This window comes from Salinibacter ruber DSM 13855, from assembly GCF_000013045.1.
GTDB lineage: Bacteria > Bacteroidota > Rhodothermia > Rhodothermales > Salinibacteraceae > Salinibacter > Salinibacter ruber.
The window spans coordinates 1517086-1534175 of record NC_007677.1; the positions used below are offsets into that span (position 1 = coordinate 1517086).

General features: G+C 66.1%; 13 protein-coding genes. 12 read left to right on the plus strand and 1 reads right to left on the minus strand.

Annotated elements, in window-relative coordinates:
* The first annotated feature begins 22 nt into the window (after positions 1–22).
* The 11 genes from SRU_RS06435 (at position 23) to SRU_RS06485 (ending at position 14989) form a co-directional block, all read left to right on the plus strand.
* Entirely contained in the window at positions 23–880 is an 858-nt protein-coding gene (locus SRU_RS06435) for an MBL fold metallo-hydrolase (protein ID WP_043552193.1), read from the plus strand.
* A gap of 76 nt (positions 881–956) precedes the next feature.
* The gene (locus SRU_RS06440) at positions 957–1214 is read left to right on the plus strand and encodes a histidine kinase dimerization/phospho-acceptor domain-containing protein (RefSeq protein ID WP_011403959.1); all 258 of its coding nucleotides are present in this window, start codon (positions 957–959) and stop codon (positions 1212–1214) included.
* Positions 1215–1600: 386 nt separating this feature from the next.
* The gene (gene porV, locus SRU_RS06445) at positions 1601–2758 is read left to right on the plus strand and encodes a type IX secretion system outer membrane channel protein PorV (RefSeq protein WP_118828838.1); all 1158 of its coding nucleotides are present in this window, start codon (positions 1601–1603) and stop codon (positions 2756–2758) included.
* A 216-nt stretch (positions 2759–2974) separates the two neighbouring features.
* Positions 2975–3598, plus strand: coding sequence for a TetR/AcrR family transcriptional regulator (locus tag SRU_RS06450; protein WP_011403961.1), 624 nt, complete (start codon positions 2975–2977; stop codon positions 3596–3598).
* Between the two features lie 63 nt (positions 3599–3661).
* A complete protein-coding gene (locus SRU_RS06455; RefSeq protein WP_011403962.1) occupies positions 3662–5560 on the plus strand; it encodes an AMP-dependent synthetase/ligase in 1899 nt (632 codons plus the stop codon).
* Positions 5561–5687: 127 nt separating this feature from the next.
* Positions 5688–8096: a 3-hydroxyacyl-CoA dehydrogenase/enoyl-CoA hydratase family protein gene (locus tag SRU_RS06460; protein WP_011403963.1), complete on the plus strand. Its 2409-nt coding sequence runs from the start codon at positions 5688–5690 to the stop codon at positions 8094–8096.
* Between the two features lie 116 nt (positions 8097–8212).
* Positions 8213–9418, plus strand: coding sequence for a thiolase family protein (locus SRU_RS06465; RefSeq protein ID WP_011403964.1), 1206 nt, complete (start codon positions 8213–8215; stop codon positions 9416–9418).
* Between the two features lie 60 nt (positions 9419–9478).
* A complete protein-coding gene (locus SRU_RS06470) occupies positions 9479–10225 on the plus strand; it encodes an SDR family oxidoreductase (RefSeq protein WP_011403965.1) in 747 nt (248 codons plus the stop codon).
* 366 nt (positions 10226–10591) lie between these two features.
* Entirely contained in the window at positions 10592–13222 is a 2631-nt protein-coding gene (locus SRU_RS06475; RefSeq protein ID WP_118828839.1) for an acyl-CoA dehydrogenase, read from the plus strand.
* Positions 13223–13279: 57 nt separating this feature from the next.
* The gene (locus SRU_RS06480; protein WP_011403967.1) at positions 13280–14134 is read left to right on the plus strand and encodes an SDR family oxidoreductase; all 855 of its coding nucleotides are present in this window, start codon (positions 13280–13282) and stop codon (positions 14132–14134) included.
* A gap of 111 nt (positions 14135–14245) precedes the next feature.
* Positions 14246–14989 (plus strand): hypothetical protein, encoded by a 744-nt coding sequence (locus SRU_RS06485; protein ID WP_237702006.1) that lies wholly within the window; start codon positions 14246–14248, stop codon positions 14987–14989.
* Here SRU_RS06485 and hemG read toward each other — a convergent pair.
* Positions 14983–16368, minus strand: a complete 1386-nt coding sequence (gene hemG, locus SRU_RS06490; protein WP_011403969.1) for a protoporphyrinogen oxidase — start codon at positions 16366–16368, stop codon at positions 14983–14985. The genes SRU_RS06485 and hemG overlap by 7 nt on opposite strands.
* Positions 16369–16606: 238 nt before the next feature.
* Between hemG and SRU_RS06495 the strand changes: the two genes are divergently transcribed.
* Complete coding sequence (locus SRU_RS06495; protein ID WP_118828840.1) at positions 16607–16801, plus strand: general stress protein CsbD; 195 nt, start codon at positions 16607–16609, stop codon at positions 16799–16801.
* Positions 16802–17090 lie beyond the last annotated feature (289 nt).

Below are 17090 nucleotides of genomic sequence, written 5' to 3' on the forward strand. Positions count from 1 at the left end.
TCACGAACGCGCTGGTCCCCCGATGCCCGAAATTGGTCCCTACACGCTTCACACCGTCGACACCGGTCGCTTTGGACTGGACGGCGGTGCCATGTTCGGAATCGTGCCGAAGCCCCTCTGGTCGCAGCGCATCGAGCCGGACGAGCAGAACCGCATCCCGCTGAGCATGCGGTGCCTCCTGCTGATTGGGGACGGTCGCGTCGTGTTGATCGACACCGGCATCGGCGATACGTTTGAGGATACGAAGTTTCAGGACATCTTCGCGGTGGACCACAGCGGGGCCACCCTCGAGGGCTCGCTCGCAGCACACGGGGTGGCGCCGGTGGACGTGACCGACGTCGTCCTCACGCATCTCCACTTCGATCACGCGGGCGGAAGCACACGGCGGATCGATGGCGAGCCCGCGGTTGCCTTTCCCAACGCGACCTATCACGTCCAGCGACGACACTGGAACTGGGCCGCCGACCCGAACCCGAAAGAGGAACAGTCCTTTCGTTCCGATACGTTCGCCCCCATCGAAGAGGCCGGTCAGCTCAACCTCGTGGAGGGGGAGACGACGCTCCTTCCGCACGTTGACGTGTCACTCGTACACGGCCACACCGAGGCGCAACAAACCGTAACGGTGCGGGACGACGAGACGACCCTCGTCTACGTGGCGGACCTCCTGCCGACCACGCACCACCTTTCTCCGGCCTGGACGATGGCCTACGATGTCCGCCCGCTCCGGACGATCGAAGAGAAAGGCGAGTTTTTGGAGCAGGCGGCGGATTCGGAATGGAAATTGTTCTTCGAACACGATCCGGAGGTTGCGGTTGCCGACGTGGAACGCACCGACCGCGGCGTGCAGGTTGTCAATGAACGGTCCCTCGACGCTTTGTGAGGTTCTGCGACGGCTTCGGACAGACCCCCCACCTCACATCATCCCCTCTCCATTCCGCCAGTAGCGACCCGATAAAATGAGCGACTTCGAAGAGCCCGAAACGACGGACGAGCTCCACGAGGCCCTGTCCACCGTCTACCACGATCTCAACAACCCCCTCTCTATCATTTCGGGAAACGCGCAGTTTTTACTTGAACTGAGCCGAGAGGAGGAGCTCGACGACCAGTTCGCCTCGTCGGCCCAGGACATCCAGGAAGCCAGCCAGCGCATGGCGGAATCCCTCCAGCGGCTGACCCGCCTCCGGGACGCGCTCGAAGATCAGGAGGAAGCATGAGGAGAACCAGGAAAGAAACTCGCGGGCGCCGTTCGGCTACCAAGTAGCCGTGGCATCTTTTGTGTTTGGAATATGTCCAGAATGGCTGTTACATTCATACCGGGTGGTGAAATACTTCCCGATATGATCGATCCCTCCGTCGGTTTTTCCTGCAAACCCGCCACGGCCTGTTGATCCACGAACGCTACAGACGACGCCGCACAAACTGAGCTGCACGAGAGGCATCTCGAGCTAATCCGGGCCCATGCGCCGACGAATCCCGGGGCGGCACGGTGCGCTGGTCCAGGGGGAGTATCCCGCCCGCCCGCGAGTGCCCGGAAGGCCGATGTGCTCTCGTCGCATCCGGCGTTGACGTTCACTCTGTACGCGATCAATCCTCCTCTCCTATGGCTGATCAGGTTCTTTCTCGCGCGCCCCGCTGGTTCGTTGTCGCCTTTGGACTGTTCCTCGTAGGGGGGCTGACGGTGCCGGCCCACGGACAGGTCGCCCAGTCCTCGGCCCTCTTCCTCCGCATTGAGCCCGACAGCCGAGCGGCCGGGATGGGCAACGCCGGGGTGGCCACCGCCGACAACGCCAATACGATTTTCTGGAACCCGTCCGGCCTTGCGTTCCAGCAAGACACGCAGGTCGGAATCACGCACGCGAACTGGCTTCCGGAATTCAACGCCAACCTGTTCTACGAATACCTCGTCGGGTCGTACCACGTCGATGGCGTCGGGACGTTTGGGGGCAACGTCCAGTACCTCAATCTCGGCGAGACCGAGATCCGCGACCCGTCAGGGAACCGGCTCGGTGTGACGAACTCCTACCAGCTCGCCATCTCCACGTCCTACGGCGTGAAGGTGTCCGAGCGGTTGGGGGTGGGGACCTCGCTCCGATACATCCACTCGAAACTCACCTCTGGTCTACGAGAGGGAACTGGAGAAGGAAACGCAGCTACGCTCGCCACGGACATCTCGGCGCTGTACCGGTCGGCCCCTTTTGCGCTGGGCGGGGCGGACGCGACGTTCTCCGCCGGCCTTAATATCGCAAACTTAGGAGGAACACTCGACTTCAACGAAAACAGCCCGGACGAAGACCCCATTCCCGCGAATCTGCGATTTGGTCCGGCCCTGACCATCGACTTTGACGAATACAATTCGTTGACCTTCGCTACGGACTTCAACAAGTCGCTGGTGAGCACGGAGCGAAGGGTCGTGGATGGCGACACGGCTCGGGTTGGGAAAACAGGATTCGAGGCACTCTTCGATTCGTGGGGGGCGGCTCGCGGGCAGGTCGGGCCGAATGGGGAGGCCTCCAGTTTGTCTCTCGTGGAGCAGTTCACGGTCGGGACGGGTGTTGAGTACTGGTACAGCGACCTGTTCGCGCTTCGGACGGGGTACTACTACGAAAATCCGGACAACGGGGACCGCCAGTTCCTTACGTTCGGGGCCGGGCTCCGGTACAACATCGTCGGCGTGGACATCTCCTACCTCTACACCGCGGAGGACGAAAGTCCCCTGGCCAACACCCTCCGGTTCTCGCTCCTGTTCAACTTCCAGTAGGTCCTGCGGAGGCGGCCCGGGAGGGCGGAGCCGGAGGCTGTGCCCCGCTGTACAAGACCGGAGCCTGAGCCTGGAAGCGACCGGGGGAGAAGCTGCGGGCGTGCTCAACGTGGGGTTGGATCAGTGCCGATCGTGTAGTACATTGCCTCGTAGAAATGGGGACCGTCGTGTGCTCGCGGCCCCATCGCATCATCCAGTCACGAGGTGCGTCCCCGCATGACTACGGCGACCGACGGGTCGGAGGAAGCCGAACTCCGCCGCCACATTTTGGATACGGCGCGTCACCTGCTCGTGCAGGAGGGCTATAAGGCGCTGTCGATGCGCACGATTGCCGACGCCATTGGCTACAGCGCCACCAGCATCTACCTTCACTTCGACGGCAAGGACGCGCTGCTCCACGCCCTCATCCACGAGGGCATGATGGCGTTGCGGGATCGTCTCCGAGACGCGGCGGCGCAACACCCTGAGTCCCCGGTTCAGCGTCTCCACGCCCTCTGCGAATGCTTCGTCGAGTTTGGGCTCGAAAACCCGGAGTACTACGAGATTATGTTCCAGTTGCGGCCGGAGCGGATGGAACGCTATCCGCCCGAAAAGTACCGAGCGGCCCGTGAGAATCTGGACTTCTTTGCCCGGGCCCTTGACGAAGGCGTCGACCAGGGCATTTTCGAGGTGGACGACAGCCGGGTGTCCGCGAGCGCCGTCTGGGCGTCGCTGCACGGCACCGTGTCGCTGCTCCTGGCCGACCGCGTGGACGTGCACATCGACCCGGACGCGTTCATCGAGACCGCCATCCGCCAGGTCCTCCGTGGATTCCAAGCGCCTGCCGCGTCCACGTCCTGATGCGCCCTGAGACGCCCTCGGCGTGGTGCCGGGTTTCCTTTCACCGATGCTGACCCGCAGCTCATGTCCGGTCCCATTTACACGGCGCCCCCAGATGCTGGTCCCTGCGTGCGGGGGCGGACCATCCCTGATCTGCTGTACGAGGCCACCGACGCGTACGACAACCCCCAGGCCCTGAACCAGCCGACCGACGAGGGCTGGGTGCCCATGTCGCTCGATCAATTTCGGCGGCGGGCGGAAGCGACGGCCCTGGGCCTGCGTGCCCTCGGCCTGGAGCAGGGGGCGAAGGTGGCCCTCCTCCTGGAGAGCGACGTGCACTACTGTGTCGTCGACATGGGGTGCCTGATCGGGGGCCTCATCGACGTGCCGCTGTACCTGTCGAGCGCGGCGGAGCAGATGCAGTACGTCGTCGACCACGCCGAGGCAGAGGCGCTCGTCGTCTCCAACCCGAAGCGCCTCGGGCAGGCCGCGGCCCTGCTCCCGGACCTGCCCCGCATCGAGACGGTCATCGTCTGCGACCCCGGCGACGAGGACGCCCGCCCGGACCTGCCGGACCGGGTGACGCTAAAGACGCTGGAGGCCGTTCAGGCCCTCGGCCGCGCCGAGGTTGAGGACCCGTCCGCGGCCGTCGACGACCTGCGGGCGGAAATCGACCCCCAGGACCTCGCGACCATCATCTACACGAGTGGCACCACGGGGCGGCCCAAGGGCGTGATGCTGTCCCACGAGAACATCTCGTCGAACGCCATTACGTCGATCGCGGAGATCGACGACTTCGAGACCGGTCCGGAAGGGGAAGTGGTGATCTCGTTCCTGCCCCTCACGCATGTGTTCGCCCGCATGCTGCAGTACGCCTACATGATGCGGGGCATCAGCATCTACTTCGCCCACCCCGACGACCTCGTGGACGCCCTGCCGAAGGTGCGACCGACGGTCTTCGCGTCGGTCCCGCGCGTCCTCGAAAAGGTGTACGCCGGCATCAAGAAGAAGGTGATGGGCATGCAGGGGCTTCAGAAGCGCATCGGGGAGTGGGGGCTCCAGGTGGCGCAGGACTACGACATGACCCGGTCGCAGCCGCCCCTCTACGCCCTCAAGCGCGCAGCGGCGGACCGGCTCGTGTTTCGAAAGTGGCGAGCTGCCTTTGGGGGCCGGGTGAAATACGTGGTCGTAGGAGGGGCGGCCCTCCAGCCGGACCTCGCCAACATCCTGGCGGCGGCGGACATCACGACGCTTCAGGGATACGGCCTGACCGAGACGAGCCCGGTGATCTCCTACACCCGCCCCCAGCGCAACAAGCCCGGCACGGTGGGCGAGCCCCTGCCCGGCGTGGAGGTCAAAATTGCGGAGGACGGAGAAATCCTAACGCGGGGCCCCCACGTAATGCAGGGCTACTACAAGGCCCCCGACGAGACGGACGCCGTCATGGAAGAGAACGGATGGCTCCACACCGGGGACATCGGCGAGTTCGACGAAGACGGCTTTCTCAAAATCACCGACCGCAAGAAGGCCCTCTTCAAACTCTCAACCGGAAAGTACGTGATGCCCCAGCCCATCGAGAACCGAATGGGAAGTGACCCGCTGGTGGACAACGCCGTCGTCGTAGGCCGGGACCGCAAGTTCTGTGCGGCCCTGCTGTTTCCGGCCCCGGACCAGGCGCAGGCGCTGGCGTCCGAACGGGGCCTGGGCGCCGAGCGAGACATTGAAGATCTCCTGACTGAGCCCGACATTGTGAATGCGTACCGGTCGATCGTGCAGAGCGCGAACGAAGGGATGGAGCCCTGGTCGACCGTCAAGCGCCTGGCCCTCGTCCCCGACGAACTGACCGTGGACTCGGACCTAATGACCCCGACCATGAAGATCCGCCGGCCGGAGGTGCGGACGGCCTACGCCGACGAGATTGAGGCCCTGTACGACGAAGACGGAGCGGGGGGCGGACGGGGGGTGGTTCTGGTGGAGGTGTGATGCACGCAGAGAGGCGGGGCTGTCTAGGCGCCTCCCTCGGGCTGGAAGCGATTCCGGATCTTGATGCCCGCGGTTAACGCCGTTAACGTCGACAAATCTGTTCTCATTCACGTCCCGAACTGACGCCATGGACACCACATCCCTTGACACGCGCGCTCTCGACCTGGAGCCCCCCCCCACGCACCCCCCGTTCCGGACTGCGGCCGTGCTGGGGGCCGGCACCATGGGCGCGCAGATCGCGGCACACCTCGCCAACGCCGGCCTGGAGGTGCACCTGCTCGACATTGCGCCGGACGACGACGATCCGAACGCCGTCGTGCGGGAGGGCTTTGAGCAGGCCCGTGAGGCGAGCCCCGACCCCTTCTTCGCCGACGAGGCGGCCGACCGGGTCCACCTCGGCAACTTCGAGGAGCATTTCGATCGAATCGGGGCCGTTGACTGGATTGTGGAGGCGGTCGTGGAGCGGATGGACGTGAAGCGCGACGTGCACGCCCGCATCGAGGCGCACGCCGCGGACGACGCGGTCATCTCCACGAACACCAGCGGGCTGCCCATTCACGCCATCACCGAGGGGCGGTCCGCAGACTTCAAGCGCCGCTTTCTGGGCACCCACTTCTACAACCCGCCGCGCTACCTGAAGCTTTTGGAGTTGGTGCCCACCGACGCCACCGATCCGGACGTCACGGAGCGGGTGGCGCAGTTTGGGCGGCTGCGGCTGGGCAAGGGCATCGTCGTGGCGAACGACGTCCCCTACTTCATCGGCAACCGGATCGGCGTCTTCGCCCAGCTGCAGGCGATCCGCTACTTCACCGACGGCGACTACACGATCGAAGAGATCGATACGCTGACGGGAACGATCTCGGGCCGGCCCAAGTCCGCGACCTTCCGCACCGCCGACCTCGTGGGGCTCGACGTACTGATGGACGTGGCTACCAACCTGCGGGAGCTGGTCGACGACGAGGCGCAGCGCGAGGCGTTCGCCGTGCCGGACGTGCTGGAGCGCCTCGTGGATGACGGCCGGCTGGGGGAGAAGACGAAGGCCGGATTCTACAAGAAAGAAGATGGAGAGATCAAGTCGGTGGACCCGGACACCCTCGGCTACACGAGCGCGGCGGACGAGGAGCTTGGCGATCTCGGGGCAGTCTGGAACGCGGGGGGGCTGTCGGCCCGCCTCCAGGCCCTCTACGAGGACGACGGCCGAGCGGGGCGGTTCTTCCGGGAGACGACGCTGGAGCTGCTGGCCTACAGTGCGAACCGCCTCGGAGAGGTCTCCGACAACCCGGCGGACGTGGACCGGGCCATCCGCTGGGGATTCGGGTGGACGATGGGGCCGTTCGAGATGTGGGACGCCCTCGGGATGGAGACCGTCCTCGACGGCCTGGAGGCGCAGGCCTTCGACGTGCCGGGCTGGGTCCACGCCATGCACGAGCGGGGCGAAACCTTCTACGACACGCGAGACGGCGAGCAGGCGGTCTTCATGCCCCACGCCGACCGGCACGAGCCCGATCCGCGGCCGGCAGACGAACTTCGCCTCGCCCCGATCAAGCAGGACGCCGCGAACGAGCTCTGGAGCACCGACGACGCGGCCCTGCTCGACGTGGGCGATGGGGTGGCCCTCTTCGAGTTTCGGTCGAAGGCCAATACCCTGGGGCGCGACGTGATGATGGGGCTCCGGGAGTGCGTCGGGCGGGTGGAGCAGGACGCCAACCTGCGCGGAATGATCGTGGGCAACGAGGGCAAAAACTTCTCCGTCGGGGCCAACCTGGGGGAGATGGCAATGGCGGCCTCGGAGGGCGCGTTCGACGTGATCGACCAGTACATCGACGAATTTCAGCGGACGATCCAGCAGGTGCGGTACGCGTCGTCGCCGGTGGTGGTGGCCCCGCACCAGCGCGTGCTGGGGGGCGGCTGCGAGATGGCGATGGCCTGCCCGCACCCGGTGGCCGCCGCCGAGACGTACATCGGCCTCGTGGAGCTGGGCGTGGGGCTCATTCCCGCCGGGACCGGCACCATGCGCCTCGCCGCCAGGGCCGCGCAGGACGCCCCGAACGACAACCACAACGCGATCCAGGATCACCTGCGCCCCTACTTCGAGACGGTGGCGATGGCCGAGGTGGCCGAGAGTGCCGCGCAGGGCATCGAGATGGGCTTCCTGCCCGAGAACACGCGCGTCGTGATGCACGAGGACCGACGCCTCTACGCCGCGAAGCAGGAGGTGCTGCGCCTCAGCGAGCAGGGCTACGCCCCGCCGCCTGTGATGAACAAGATCAAAGTGCTCGGGGCGAAAACGCTCTCCACCTTCAAGGTGGCCCTGATGCAGTACCGCGAGGGGAAGTACATCACCGAGTACGACGAGCACCTCGCCACGCAGCTCGGGAAAGTGATGTGCGGCGGGAAGCTGAGCAGCCCGCAGGAGGTGCACGAGGACTACCTGATCGAGTTGGAGCGGGAGGTCTTCCTAAGCCTTCTGGGCGAGGAGAAGACCCAGGCCCGCATCCAGCACATGCTGGAGCACAACAAGCCCCTCCGGAATTAGGTGTTTGGCGTTGGTGGGTTGTGCGCTAAGTGTTTTCGTCTACGGTTCCTGTCCCACCGCTCACCCCCAACCCAAAACACTCAACGCCCAAACTCTCCAACCTTCAACCCAGACCCATGAAAGCAACAAACGACGCCTACATTGTCAGTAGCGTCCGCACGCCCGTCGGCAAGGCCGAGAAGGGCACCCTCGCACACTACCGGCCGGAGGACCTCGGCGCCGAGGCCGTGACAGGGGCGCTGGGCCGCGTCGACGGCCTGGAGCCCGAGATGGTGGACGACGTGCTGATGGGCTGCGCCTTTCCGGAGGGCCCGCAGGGAATGAACGTGGGCCGCCTGATCGCGCAGAAGGCCGGATTGCCGGACCACGTGCCGGGCGCGACGGTCAACCGCTTCTGCTCGTCGGGCCTGCAGACGATCGCCCAGGCCTCGCAGCGAATCGCCACGGGAACGGCCGACGTGATCGTGGCGGGCGGGGCGGAGTCGATGAGCCAGGTGCCGATGAGTGGCTTCTTCTTTCAGCCGGACCCGGAGCTGACGGAGGAAAAAGTGGGCACGTATGTCTCCATGGGCATTACCGCCGAAAACGTGGCCGACGAGTACGGGGTGTCGCGGGAGGACCAGGACCGCTTCGCGCTGCGCTCCCACGAGCGAGCGGTGGACGCCATCGACCAGGGGCGGTTCGAGGACGAGCTGGTGCCGCTGACCCTGGAGGAGACGCACTACCAGTCGGCAAACGGGCACGCAGGGGAGGCCACGACCGAAACCGTGACGTTGGAGGTCGACGAGGGGCCGCGTCGCGACACGAACCTGGACGTGCTCGCCAAGCTGCCCGCCGCGTTTCGGGAGGGCGGCAGCGTCACGCCGGGCAACTCCTCCCAGCGGTCCGACGGGGGGGCCGCGACCGTCGTGATGAGCGGCGACCGGGTCGCAGACCTCGGCGTGGATCCGCTCGGGGCGCTGAGGGGGTTCGCCGTGGCGGGCGTCGACCCGGAGCTCATGGGCATCGGGCCGGCGGAGGCGATCCCGCAGGCGCTGGCGCAAACCGGGCTCTCGGTCGACGACATTGGGCTCGTGGAGCTGAACGAGGCCTTTGCCTCGCAGTCGCTGGCCGTGATTCGAGAGGTAGGGCTCGATCCGAACATCGTCAACGTGAATGGTGGGGCGATTGCGCTGGGACACCCGCTCGGTTGCACCGGGGCGAAGCTCACCGCCACGCTGCTGCACGAAATGATCCGCCGCGAGGTGCGATACGGCCTCTGCACGATGTGCGTGGGGGGCGGGATGGGCGCCGCGGGCGTGATCGAAAACCTTCGGCTTTGACGGGCCGGGCGCGCCTCTGTATCAGACACGGCAGGTCTTTTTGTACGACCCGTTTTGTATATGAGCGCAAGAATTGAAGGGAAGGTCGTCGTGATTACGGGGGCCAGCAGCGGGCTCGGCGAGGCGGCCGCGCGGCATCTGTCCGACCATGGCGCCCGTGTCGTGCTGGGGGCGCGGCGTACCCAGCGCCTCAACACGATCGCCGACGAAATCGTCGAGGGCGGCGGGGAGGCACGTGCCGTCTCCACCGACGTCACCGAGCGCCAGCAGGTCCAGGCCCTGGTCGACGCCGCGGTCGACGCGTTCGGCCGCATCGACGTGATGCTCAACAACGCCGGCGTCATGCCGCTCTCCCCGCTCGATCGGCTCAACGTCGACGAGTGGGACCAGATGATCGACGTCAACGTGAAGGGCGTCCTGTACGGCATTGCGGCGGCCCTGCCCTACATGAAAGAGCAGGCGTCCGGCCACATCATCAACGTCGCCTCCGACGCGGGCCACGAGGTACACGAGGGCAGTGCCGTGTACGCGGCCACGAAGCACGCCGTGCGGGCCCTCTCCGACGGGCTGCGCCAGGAGGCAACACCCTACGGCCTCCGCACGACCATCATCTCCCCCGGGGCCGTCGAATCGGAACTGCCGGATACGATCTCCGAAGGGGACGTGGCCGAGGAGACTGAGTCGCTCTACGACGAGCATGCCGTGTCGGCCGATTCGTTTGCGCGGGCCGTCGCGTTTGCGATCGAGCAGCCGGAGGACGTTGACGTGAACGAGATCCTCTACCGGCCCACCACTCAGAATCTCTAACGTCGATCAGCTTCGGCGCCCGGGGATTCGCCGGCATATGCTTTGGAGACGAGGAGCGTTGCTTCGGTCTGCGCCCATGCGCACCGCGGAGCGCGCCGAGCAGAACGCTTCTGAGAGCCGTGGTTCATTTCTGGGGCCGCACGGACGTTCCGCTACAGCAGTAGGCGATGAGGAGGGCCGTGGGACGCCATAAGTATTCGGGTGGGACCCGAACAGGGCCTGTCGGTGAACTTGCAGAGGATAACACCGTTAATTATAATGATGACGTAAATTAACGGTGTTAACCAGCGCTCCACAGCGGTTTGCACCCGGTTCGACGATCGGGCCGGGACGCACGAATCTGTTCACCAGTTCAGAGGGCCCGCCATGACTCTTCCGTTGTTTGACTTCTTTGCCGGCATGCCGACGGCCGGTATTGTCGGGGGAATGCTCCTCGTGCTCGCTGTACTCGGCTACACCGGGGCGCCGCTCTGGGCGTGGGCCCTGGCCGGAGCCGTCGGGCTCTACGGGGGCGGCGCGCCGCTCTGGGTCTGGATCCCGTACGGGGGACTCGTGGCCGTCTTCAACATTGGGCCGATCCGGCGCCAGGTGTCCGCGGGCGTGATGGGATTGATGGAAGCGCTTCAGTTCCTGCCGACCATCTCGGAGACCGAGCAGACGGCCATCGACGCGGGAACCGTGTGGATGGAGGGGGAGCTGTTCTCCGGAAAGCCCGACTTTGAGAAGACCCTCGATCAGCTCTACCCGGAGCTCTCCGACGACGAGCAGGCGTTCCTAGACGGGCCGTGCGAGGAGGTGTGTGCGATGGTCGACGACTGGCAGGTCCACCAGCGCGGCGACCTGTCGGCCGAGACGTGGGACTACCTGAAGGAGAAGGGATTCTTCGGGCTCATCATTCCGGAGGCGTACGGCGGGAAAGGCTTTTCCGTTGCCGCCCGGAGTGCGGTGGTGCAGAAGCTGGGCGGGCACTCGGTGCCCCTGTCCATCACGGTGATGGTGCCCAACTCCCTCGGCCCCGGCGAGTTGCTGCTCCACTACGGCACCGACGAGCAGCAGGACCACTACCTGCCGCAACTGGCGAGTGGCGAGATCCTGCCCTCGTTTGCGCTCACGGAGCCGAACGCGGGGTCGGACGCGGGGGCGATGGAGTCCACCGGCGAGGTGTTTGAAGACGAGGATGGAGAGCTGAAGCTGCGCCTCAACTGGGAGAAGCGCTACATTTCGCTGGCCGCCATTTCCGGGGTGCTCGGCCTGGCGTTCAAGCTGCACGACCCCGAAAATCACCTGGGCAAAGGCGAAGACCTGGGCATTACCTGTGCGCTTGTGCCGACCGACACGCCGGGCGTCAAGCTGGGGCGTCGCCACGACCCCCTCGGCGTGGCGTTCTTCAACTGCCCCACGGAGGGGGAGGACGTGGTGCTGCCCCTGGACGCCATCATCGGCGGGAGAGACGGGGCGGGCGAAGGCTGGGCCATGCTGATGGACGCGCTCTCGGCGGGGCGGGGCATCATGCTGCCGGCACAGGCGGTGGGGGGCGGCAAGATGGTGACGCGTGTGGCGGGTGGGCACGCCGCCATCCGCGAGCAGTTTGGCCTTTCGATTGGGAAGTTCGAGGGCATCGAGGAGCCGCTGGCGCGCATTGCCGGGTACACGTACATCATGGATGCCGCACGGACGTACACGAACGGCGCGGTGGACCAGGGGGAGAAGCCGGGCGTGGTGTCGGCCATCATGAAGTACAACACCACCGAGCTGCAGCGCGACCTGGTGAACGACGGGATGGACGTGCTGGCGGGCAACGGGATCTCGCAGGGGCCGAACAACCTGATGGGACTGGCCTACCAGGCGCAGCCGATCAGCATTACGGTGGAGGGGGCGAACATCCTAACGCGGACGATGATGATCTTCGGTCAGGGCGCGATCCGGTGCCACCCGTACGCCCTCGACGAAATTGAGGCCTTGATGGAGGGGGACGTGGACGCCTTCGACGACGCCTTCTGGAGTCACATCGGGCACGTGGTGCGCAACGGCTTTCGCGCTCTTGGCCTCAGCCTCACCCGGGGCCGCCTGGCGAGCAGCCCGGTACGCGGCCCCGCCGCGCCTTACTACCGCAAGATGGCGTGGGCGTCGGCCAGCTTCGCCTTTTTTGCCGACCTGGCGATGGGCAGCCTGGGGGGCATGCTGAAGCGGAAGGAGAAGATCACAGGGCGTTTTGCGGACATCCTGTCGTGGATGTACCTGGGCACGGCGGTGCTCACGCGGTTCGAAAAAGAGGGCCGGCCGGAGGAACAGGAGGCCTTCCTGCATTGGAGCATGCAGCACGCCTTCGCGCAGATGCAGGAGGCGTTCGACGGCCTATTCGAGAACCTGAAGGTGCCGGGGGGGACCTGGCTCCTGCGGGGCCTGGTGGCGCCGTGGTCCCGCCTCAACACGATCGGTGAGAGGCCGGGGGACGACCTGGGGAGCACGCTCGCACGGGCGATTCAGGAGAAGGCGGGCGCCCGCGAGTGGCTCACGGAGGACCTGTACGTGCCCGACGATCCCGATCAGCCGCTGGGGGAGCTGGAGCGGGCGTTCCGACTCAGCCGCGAGGCCTACCACGTCGGCCAGAAAATCAAGGCGGCGATTCGTGCCGGCGACCTACCGAAGCGGCGTCCTCATCAGCTCCTCGAAGAGGCGGTGGAGCACGGTGTGATTACCGAGGAGGACCGAGCCCTCGTCCGCCGCGCCGACGCGGCGCGGGAGCGCTACATCCAGGTGGACGCCTTTGACCTAGAGGAGTATCGACAGGGCCGCATGCTTCCGGGGCAGCCCGCCGACCGGGGCGCCCTCGATTCCTCGATCGTAGAGGGACTAGAGCGGGACGTGACGGACGTGGAGGTCACGCCGGAGGATGTGGACGGCGGGGCGCCGCATCCGCGGGGGGATGGCGCCCCCGACGCGACGGACGAGGACGAGCCGGAGGCTGACCGATCGGGGACCCGCGAACCGGCGTAGGGGCCCCGGCATACAGACTGTGCCTATCGGTTTCCACGTGAACGTGCTTTCCCTGCTATGTCCGATTCCTTTGCGCCCGACCTCCTCGCCGATCAGCACATTGTCGTCACCGGCGGCGGGACCGGGCTGGGCCGCGCAATGGCCCTCCGGTTTGCCGACCTGGGCGCGGCTGTGACGATCAACGGGCGTCGCCCCGATCCGCTGGCCGAGACGGTGAGGGACATCGAGGCGGCGGGGGGCGCCGCGGAGGGCATCCAGTGCAACGTCCGCGATTACGAGGCCGTGCAGGCCTTCTTCGAGGAGGCGGAGGATCGCCAGGGGCCCGTGACGCGGCTCGTCAACAACGCCGCGGCCAACTTCCTGGCGCCGACGGAGGACATTTCGCCGAACGGCTTCGACGCCATTGTCCAGACGAACCTGTACGGGTCCTTCTACTGCACGCAGGCCTGCGGGCAGCGGTGGCTGGAGCGGGACGCGGAGGGCGTCGTGCTCTCCATCGCCACCACCTACGCGGAGACGGGCAGCGCCTACGTGGTGCCCAGCGCTATGTCGAAGGCTGGCATCGTCGCCATGACGCGCTCGCTGGCGGCGGAATGGGGAAGCGAAGGAATCCGCCTCAACGCCGTGGCCCCCGGCCCCTTCCCGACCGAGGGCGCGTGGGACCGGCTCGTGCCCGACGACGACCTGGAGCAAAAAATGCGGGAGCGCGTCCCGGTGCGTCGGTTTGGGGAGCCCGAGGAGCTGGCCACCCTGGCCAGCTTCCTTCTCAGTGACCTGTCCGCGTTCATGAACGGCGAGGTCGTCACGTTCGACGGCGGAGAAGCCCTGGCGGCGGGCGGCCAGTTCAACACGTTCACCCGCATGCCGCGTCGCCAGGTGAAGGCCCTCATGGAACAGATGCGTCCGGAATGACCGGAGACGGCGCCGAGCCGGAATGGTTTTTGGGCGGTTGACGACCCCGTGCATGATTTCTATGCACAACGTTGTCCGCCGCTTCACATTCACGCGTTCCGCCCCAGTCCCATGGACCCCCTCAGCCTGAATCTGTTTACCAGTGCCGTCGAGGACATTGAGCGCACTCAGTACGAGGTGCTTGCGGGCCTGGAAACGGCCCGCTCCGCGTTCGAGGAGCAACGCGTCTACCCCCACCTTGGCCGGCTCGCGAAGCTCCACGGCGCGCTTTCCACCATCCTGGACCGGACGGAAAATTTTCGCACCCCCGACACCGGCCGCATCGCGGGCATCAATTGGGAGGACAAAACCCTCACCTACGAGTGGCCGGACCTCGACGGGGGCGAGATGGCCGAGGTGGAGGACCTGATCCGGTGGGCGCTGCCCCACATCCGAGAAGTCATCGACGAAGGGACGGCCGTCTACGAGGAGGTGGAAGACAACCTGGAGCTTGAGACGGTAGGCATCGTGCCGTCCTACGTGCAGGAAGGCTATCTCATGGTGCCCCACCGGGACGACGAGGAGCTTCACGTCCTGCGCTATACACTGTCGCTCATCGAGGGGGACGGAGAGACCCACCGCGCCCTGAAAACGGTCCACTGCAAGACCGTCCCGGAAGAAGAGGTGGACGCGAATCCGTCGTCCGTCAAGCTCCAGCTCATCGAAGAACGCCGCGACCTGCCCACCCCGGCCACGTACTTCTCAAAAACCGACCTTGACGTCCCGTACCAGGAAACGCTCCTGCCGGTCGTGAAGCGCCGGCTGGTGCGGCAACTGGCCGCCGAGACGGGGACGGCCGATGCGCGGCGTCAGTGAGGCTGCGCGGCCCGCTCGTCCGTCTCGAGCAGGCGGTCGGCCGCCTCCAGGCCGGAGGTAAGCGCATCGCCCACCGATACGCCCGCCCGGTAGTTGCCGGCAAAGGCAAGGTGAGGGTGGGCCGCCTCCAGGGCGTCAAATGTGTCTTTGACCGTTCCGTACCCGAGCTCGTACTGCGGAATGGCATGGGGCCAGTGGACGAGGCGCCGAAACACCGGCGACGCATCCACACCGAGGAGTGAATCCAGGTCGCGGGCCACGCGGGCCTGAAGGGCCGCCGCGTCGGACGTGGCGTGGTGGGGGGCGCGTGCGCCACCGACGAAGGTGGTGAGAAGCACGTGCCCCTCCGGGGCGCGGCCGGGGAAGAGCGTGGAGGAAAAGATGGTCCCGAGGACGTCCAACGTGTCCTCCACCGGCGGCACGAGCATCCCGAATCCATCGAGGGCGTGGTCGATGGCGTCTCGCCCGTAGCCGAGGGCAAGCACACTCAGCGGGGGATAGGTCACCTCCCCAAGGGGCGCAAGATCGACGGGGGTGTCGATCTCCATCGCGGCGAGCCGATGGAGCGGCACGGTGCAGACGAGGGCGTCGAAGGAGCGGGTGTGTGCGGGGGCATCCGGGGGCGAGACCGTCACCCGCCACGCGGTGCCGTCGTGCGCGAGGGCGTGGACGGGGGCGTTCAGGCGGATGCGGTCGCCGAGCGTGTCGGCCAGTGCGTTGGGGAGCGTCTGCAGGCCGTTGCGGAAGGAGAAGAGGCCCGACGGAGTGTCCGGGGGGGCACCGTCGTCGCTGGTCAAGGCCCGTCGGATTGCGCCGAGGAGGAGGGAGCCGGACTCTTCTTCGAGCGCGGCGAGGCGACGGAAGGCATGCTGGACCGACAGGTCGTCGGGCCTCCCCGCGAACACGCCCCCCACGAAGGGGGCGACGGCATAGTTGAGCACCTCGGGGCCCAGGCGCCGCTCCGTGAACCGGGCCACGCTCTCCTCCTCCGCCGCGGCCCGTCCGATGAAGGGCTCCGCCAGGAGGCGCAACTTCGCCCGGGTCGAGAACAAATCGGTCGTGAGGAAAGAGCCGACGGAGCGAGGCAGGGGTGTAGGTCGGCCGTCGCGCACCACGTACCGGGTATCGGCCGCGTCGTTGGCCCAGACGCGGTCCTCGTGGAGGTCGAGGGCGTCGATCAGCGTCTCCAGACCGGCGGCCCCGGCCCGGATCGAGTTGGGGCCGTGCTCCACCAGGAAGCCCTCCGACGACTCCGAGCGGATCACGCCCCCCGTGTGCCCGGAGGCTTCCAGAAGGCGAACCGAATGGCCGTGCTCTTGAAGTCGGTACGCGGCCGCGAGGCCGCTGATGCCGGCTCCGATGATCCCGACGTTGGGCATGTGGAGGGGGCCGCTTCTCTACAATCAAGTGCGTGTTTGATACTCAATGGCAGGCCTGCCGTTCGGGGCGGGAGGGGGAAGCGATCTGTGATTGCGTTCAATTTCCCGAGGCCTGGGCGAGCCGTGAAGGAGGCCCACCCTGTACGCCTCCTCGAAACTGAGGAAACCCCGATGCTGGGAATGCGGTATTACTTGTCTTGCAGGCCGCAATTCTGTTCACGAACCAACAAAATTGGTCATGGCGACGGAAAAAATGAATGAGGACTGGCGTCGGATTCGGGATCAGATTAAAGACATCTGGGACGATGCCGACTTCGACAACAAACAAATGAAGCGGGCGCGGGGCAACTTCACGAAAATTGTTGGTCTGATCCACGACAAAACAGAGGAGCCCATCGAGGAGATTCGCCGCAAAATGAGCGCCATCCTGTAGCTTGTTTAGGGCTGGGGGCCCAGCGACGCGCACGTCAATTGGGCGCCTTGGTCAACATGCCCTCCAAGTCCCATCCACAAGGGCTCGTCCCCAAACCGGGGACGGGCTTTTTGTATTTTTTGAGCGGGCGAGGGGGGATCAATCGGCGGTGTTCTGCCAAATCCGCTTGAGCTCAGCCTCGGACCACACGGGCGCCTTCGCGTCCGTGTCTCGGCGCGCTCGGCGGGCCCTCCGGAGCTGCTCCAGTGGGTCCGTTGGGGGGAGAGACGACGATCTGCCGTCCGGCGGC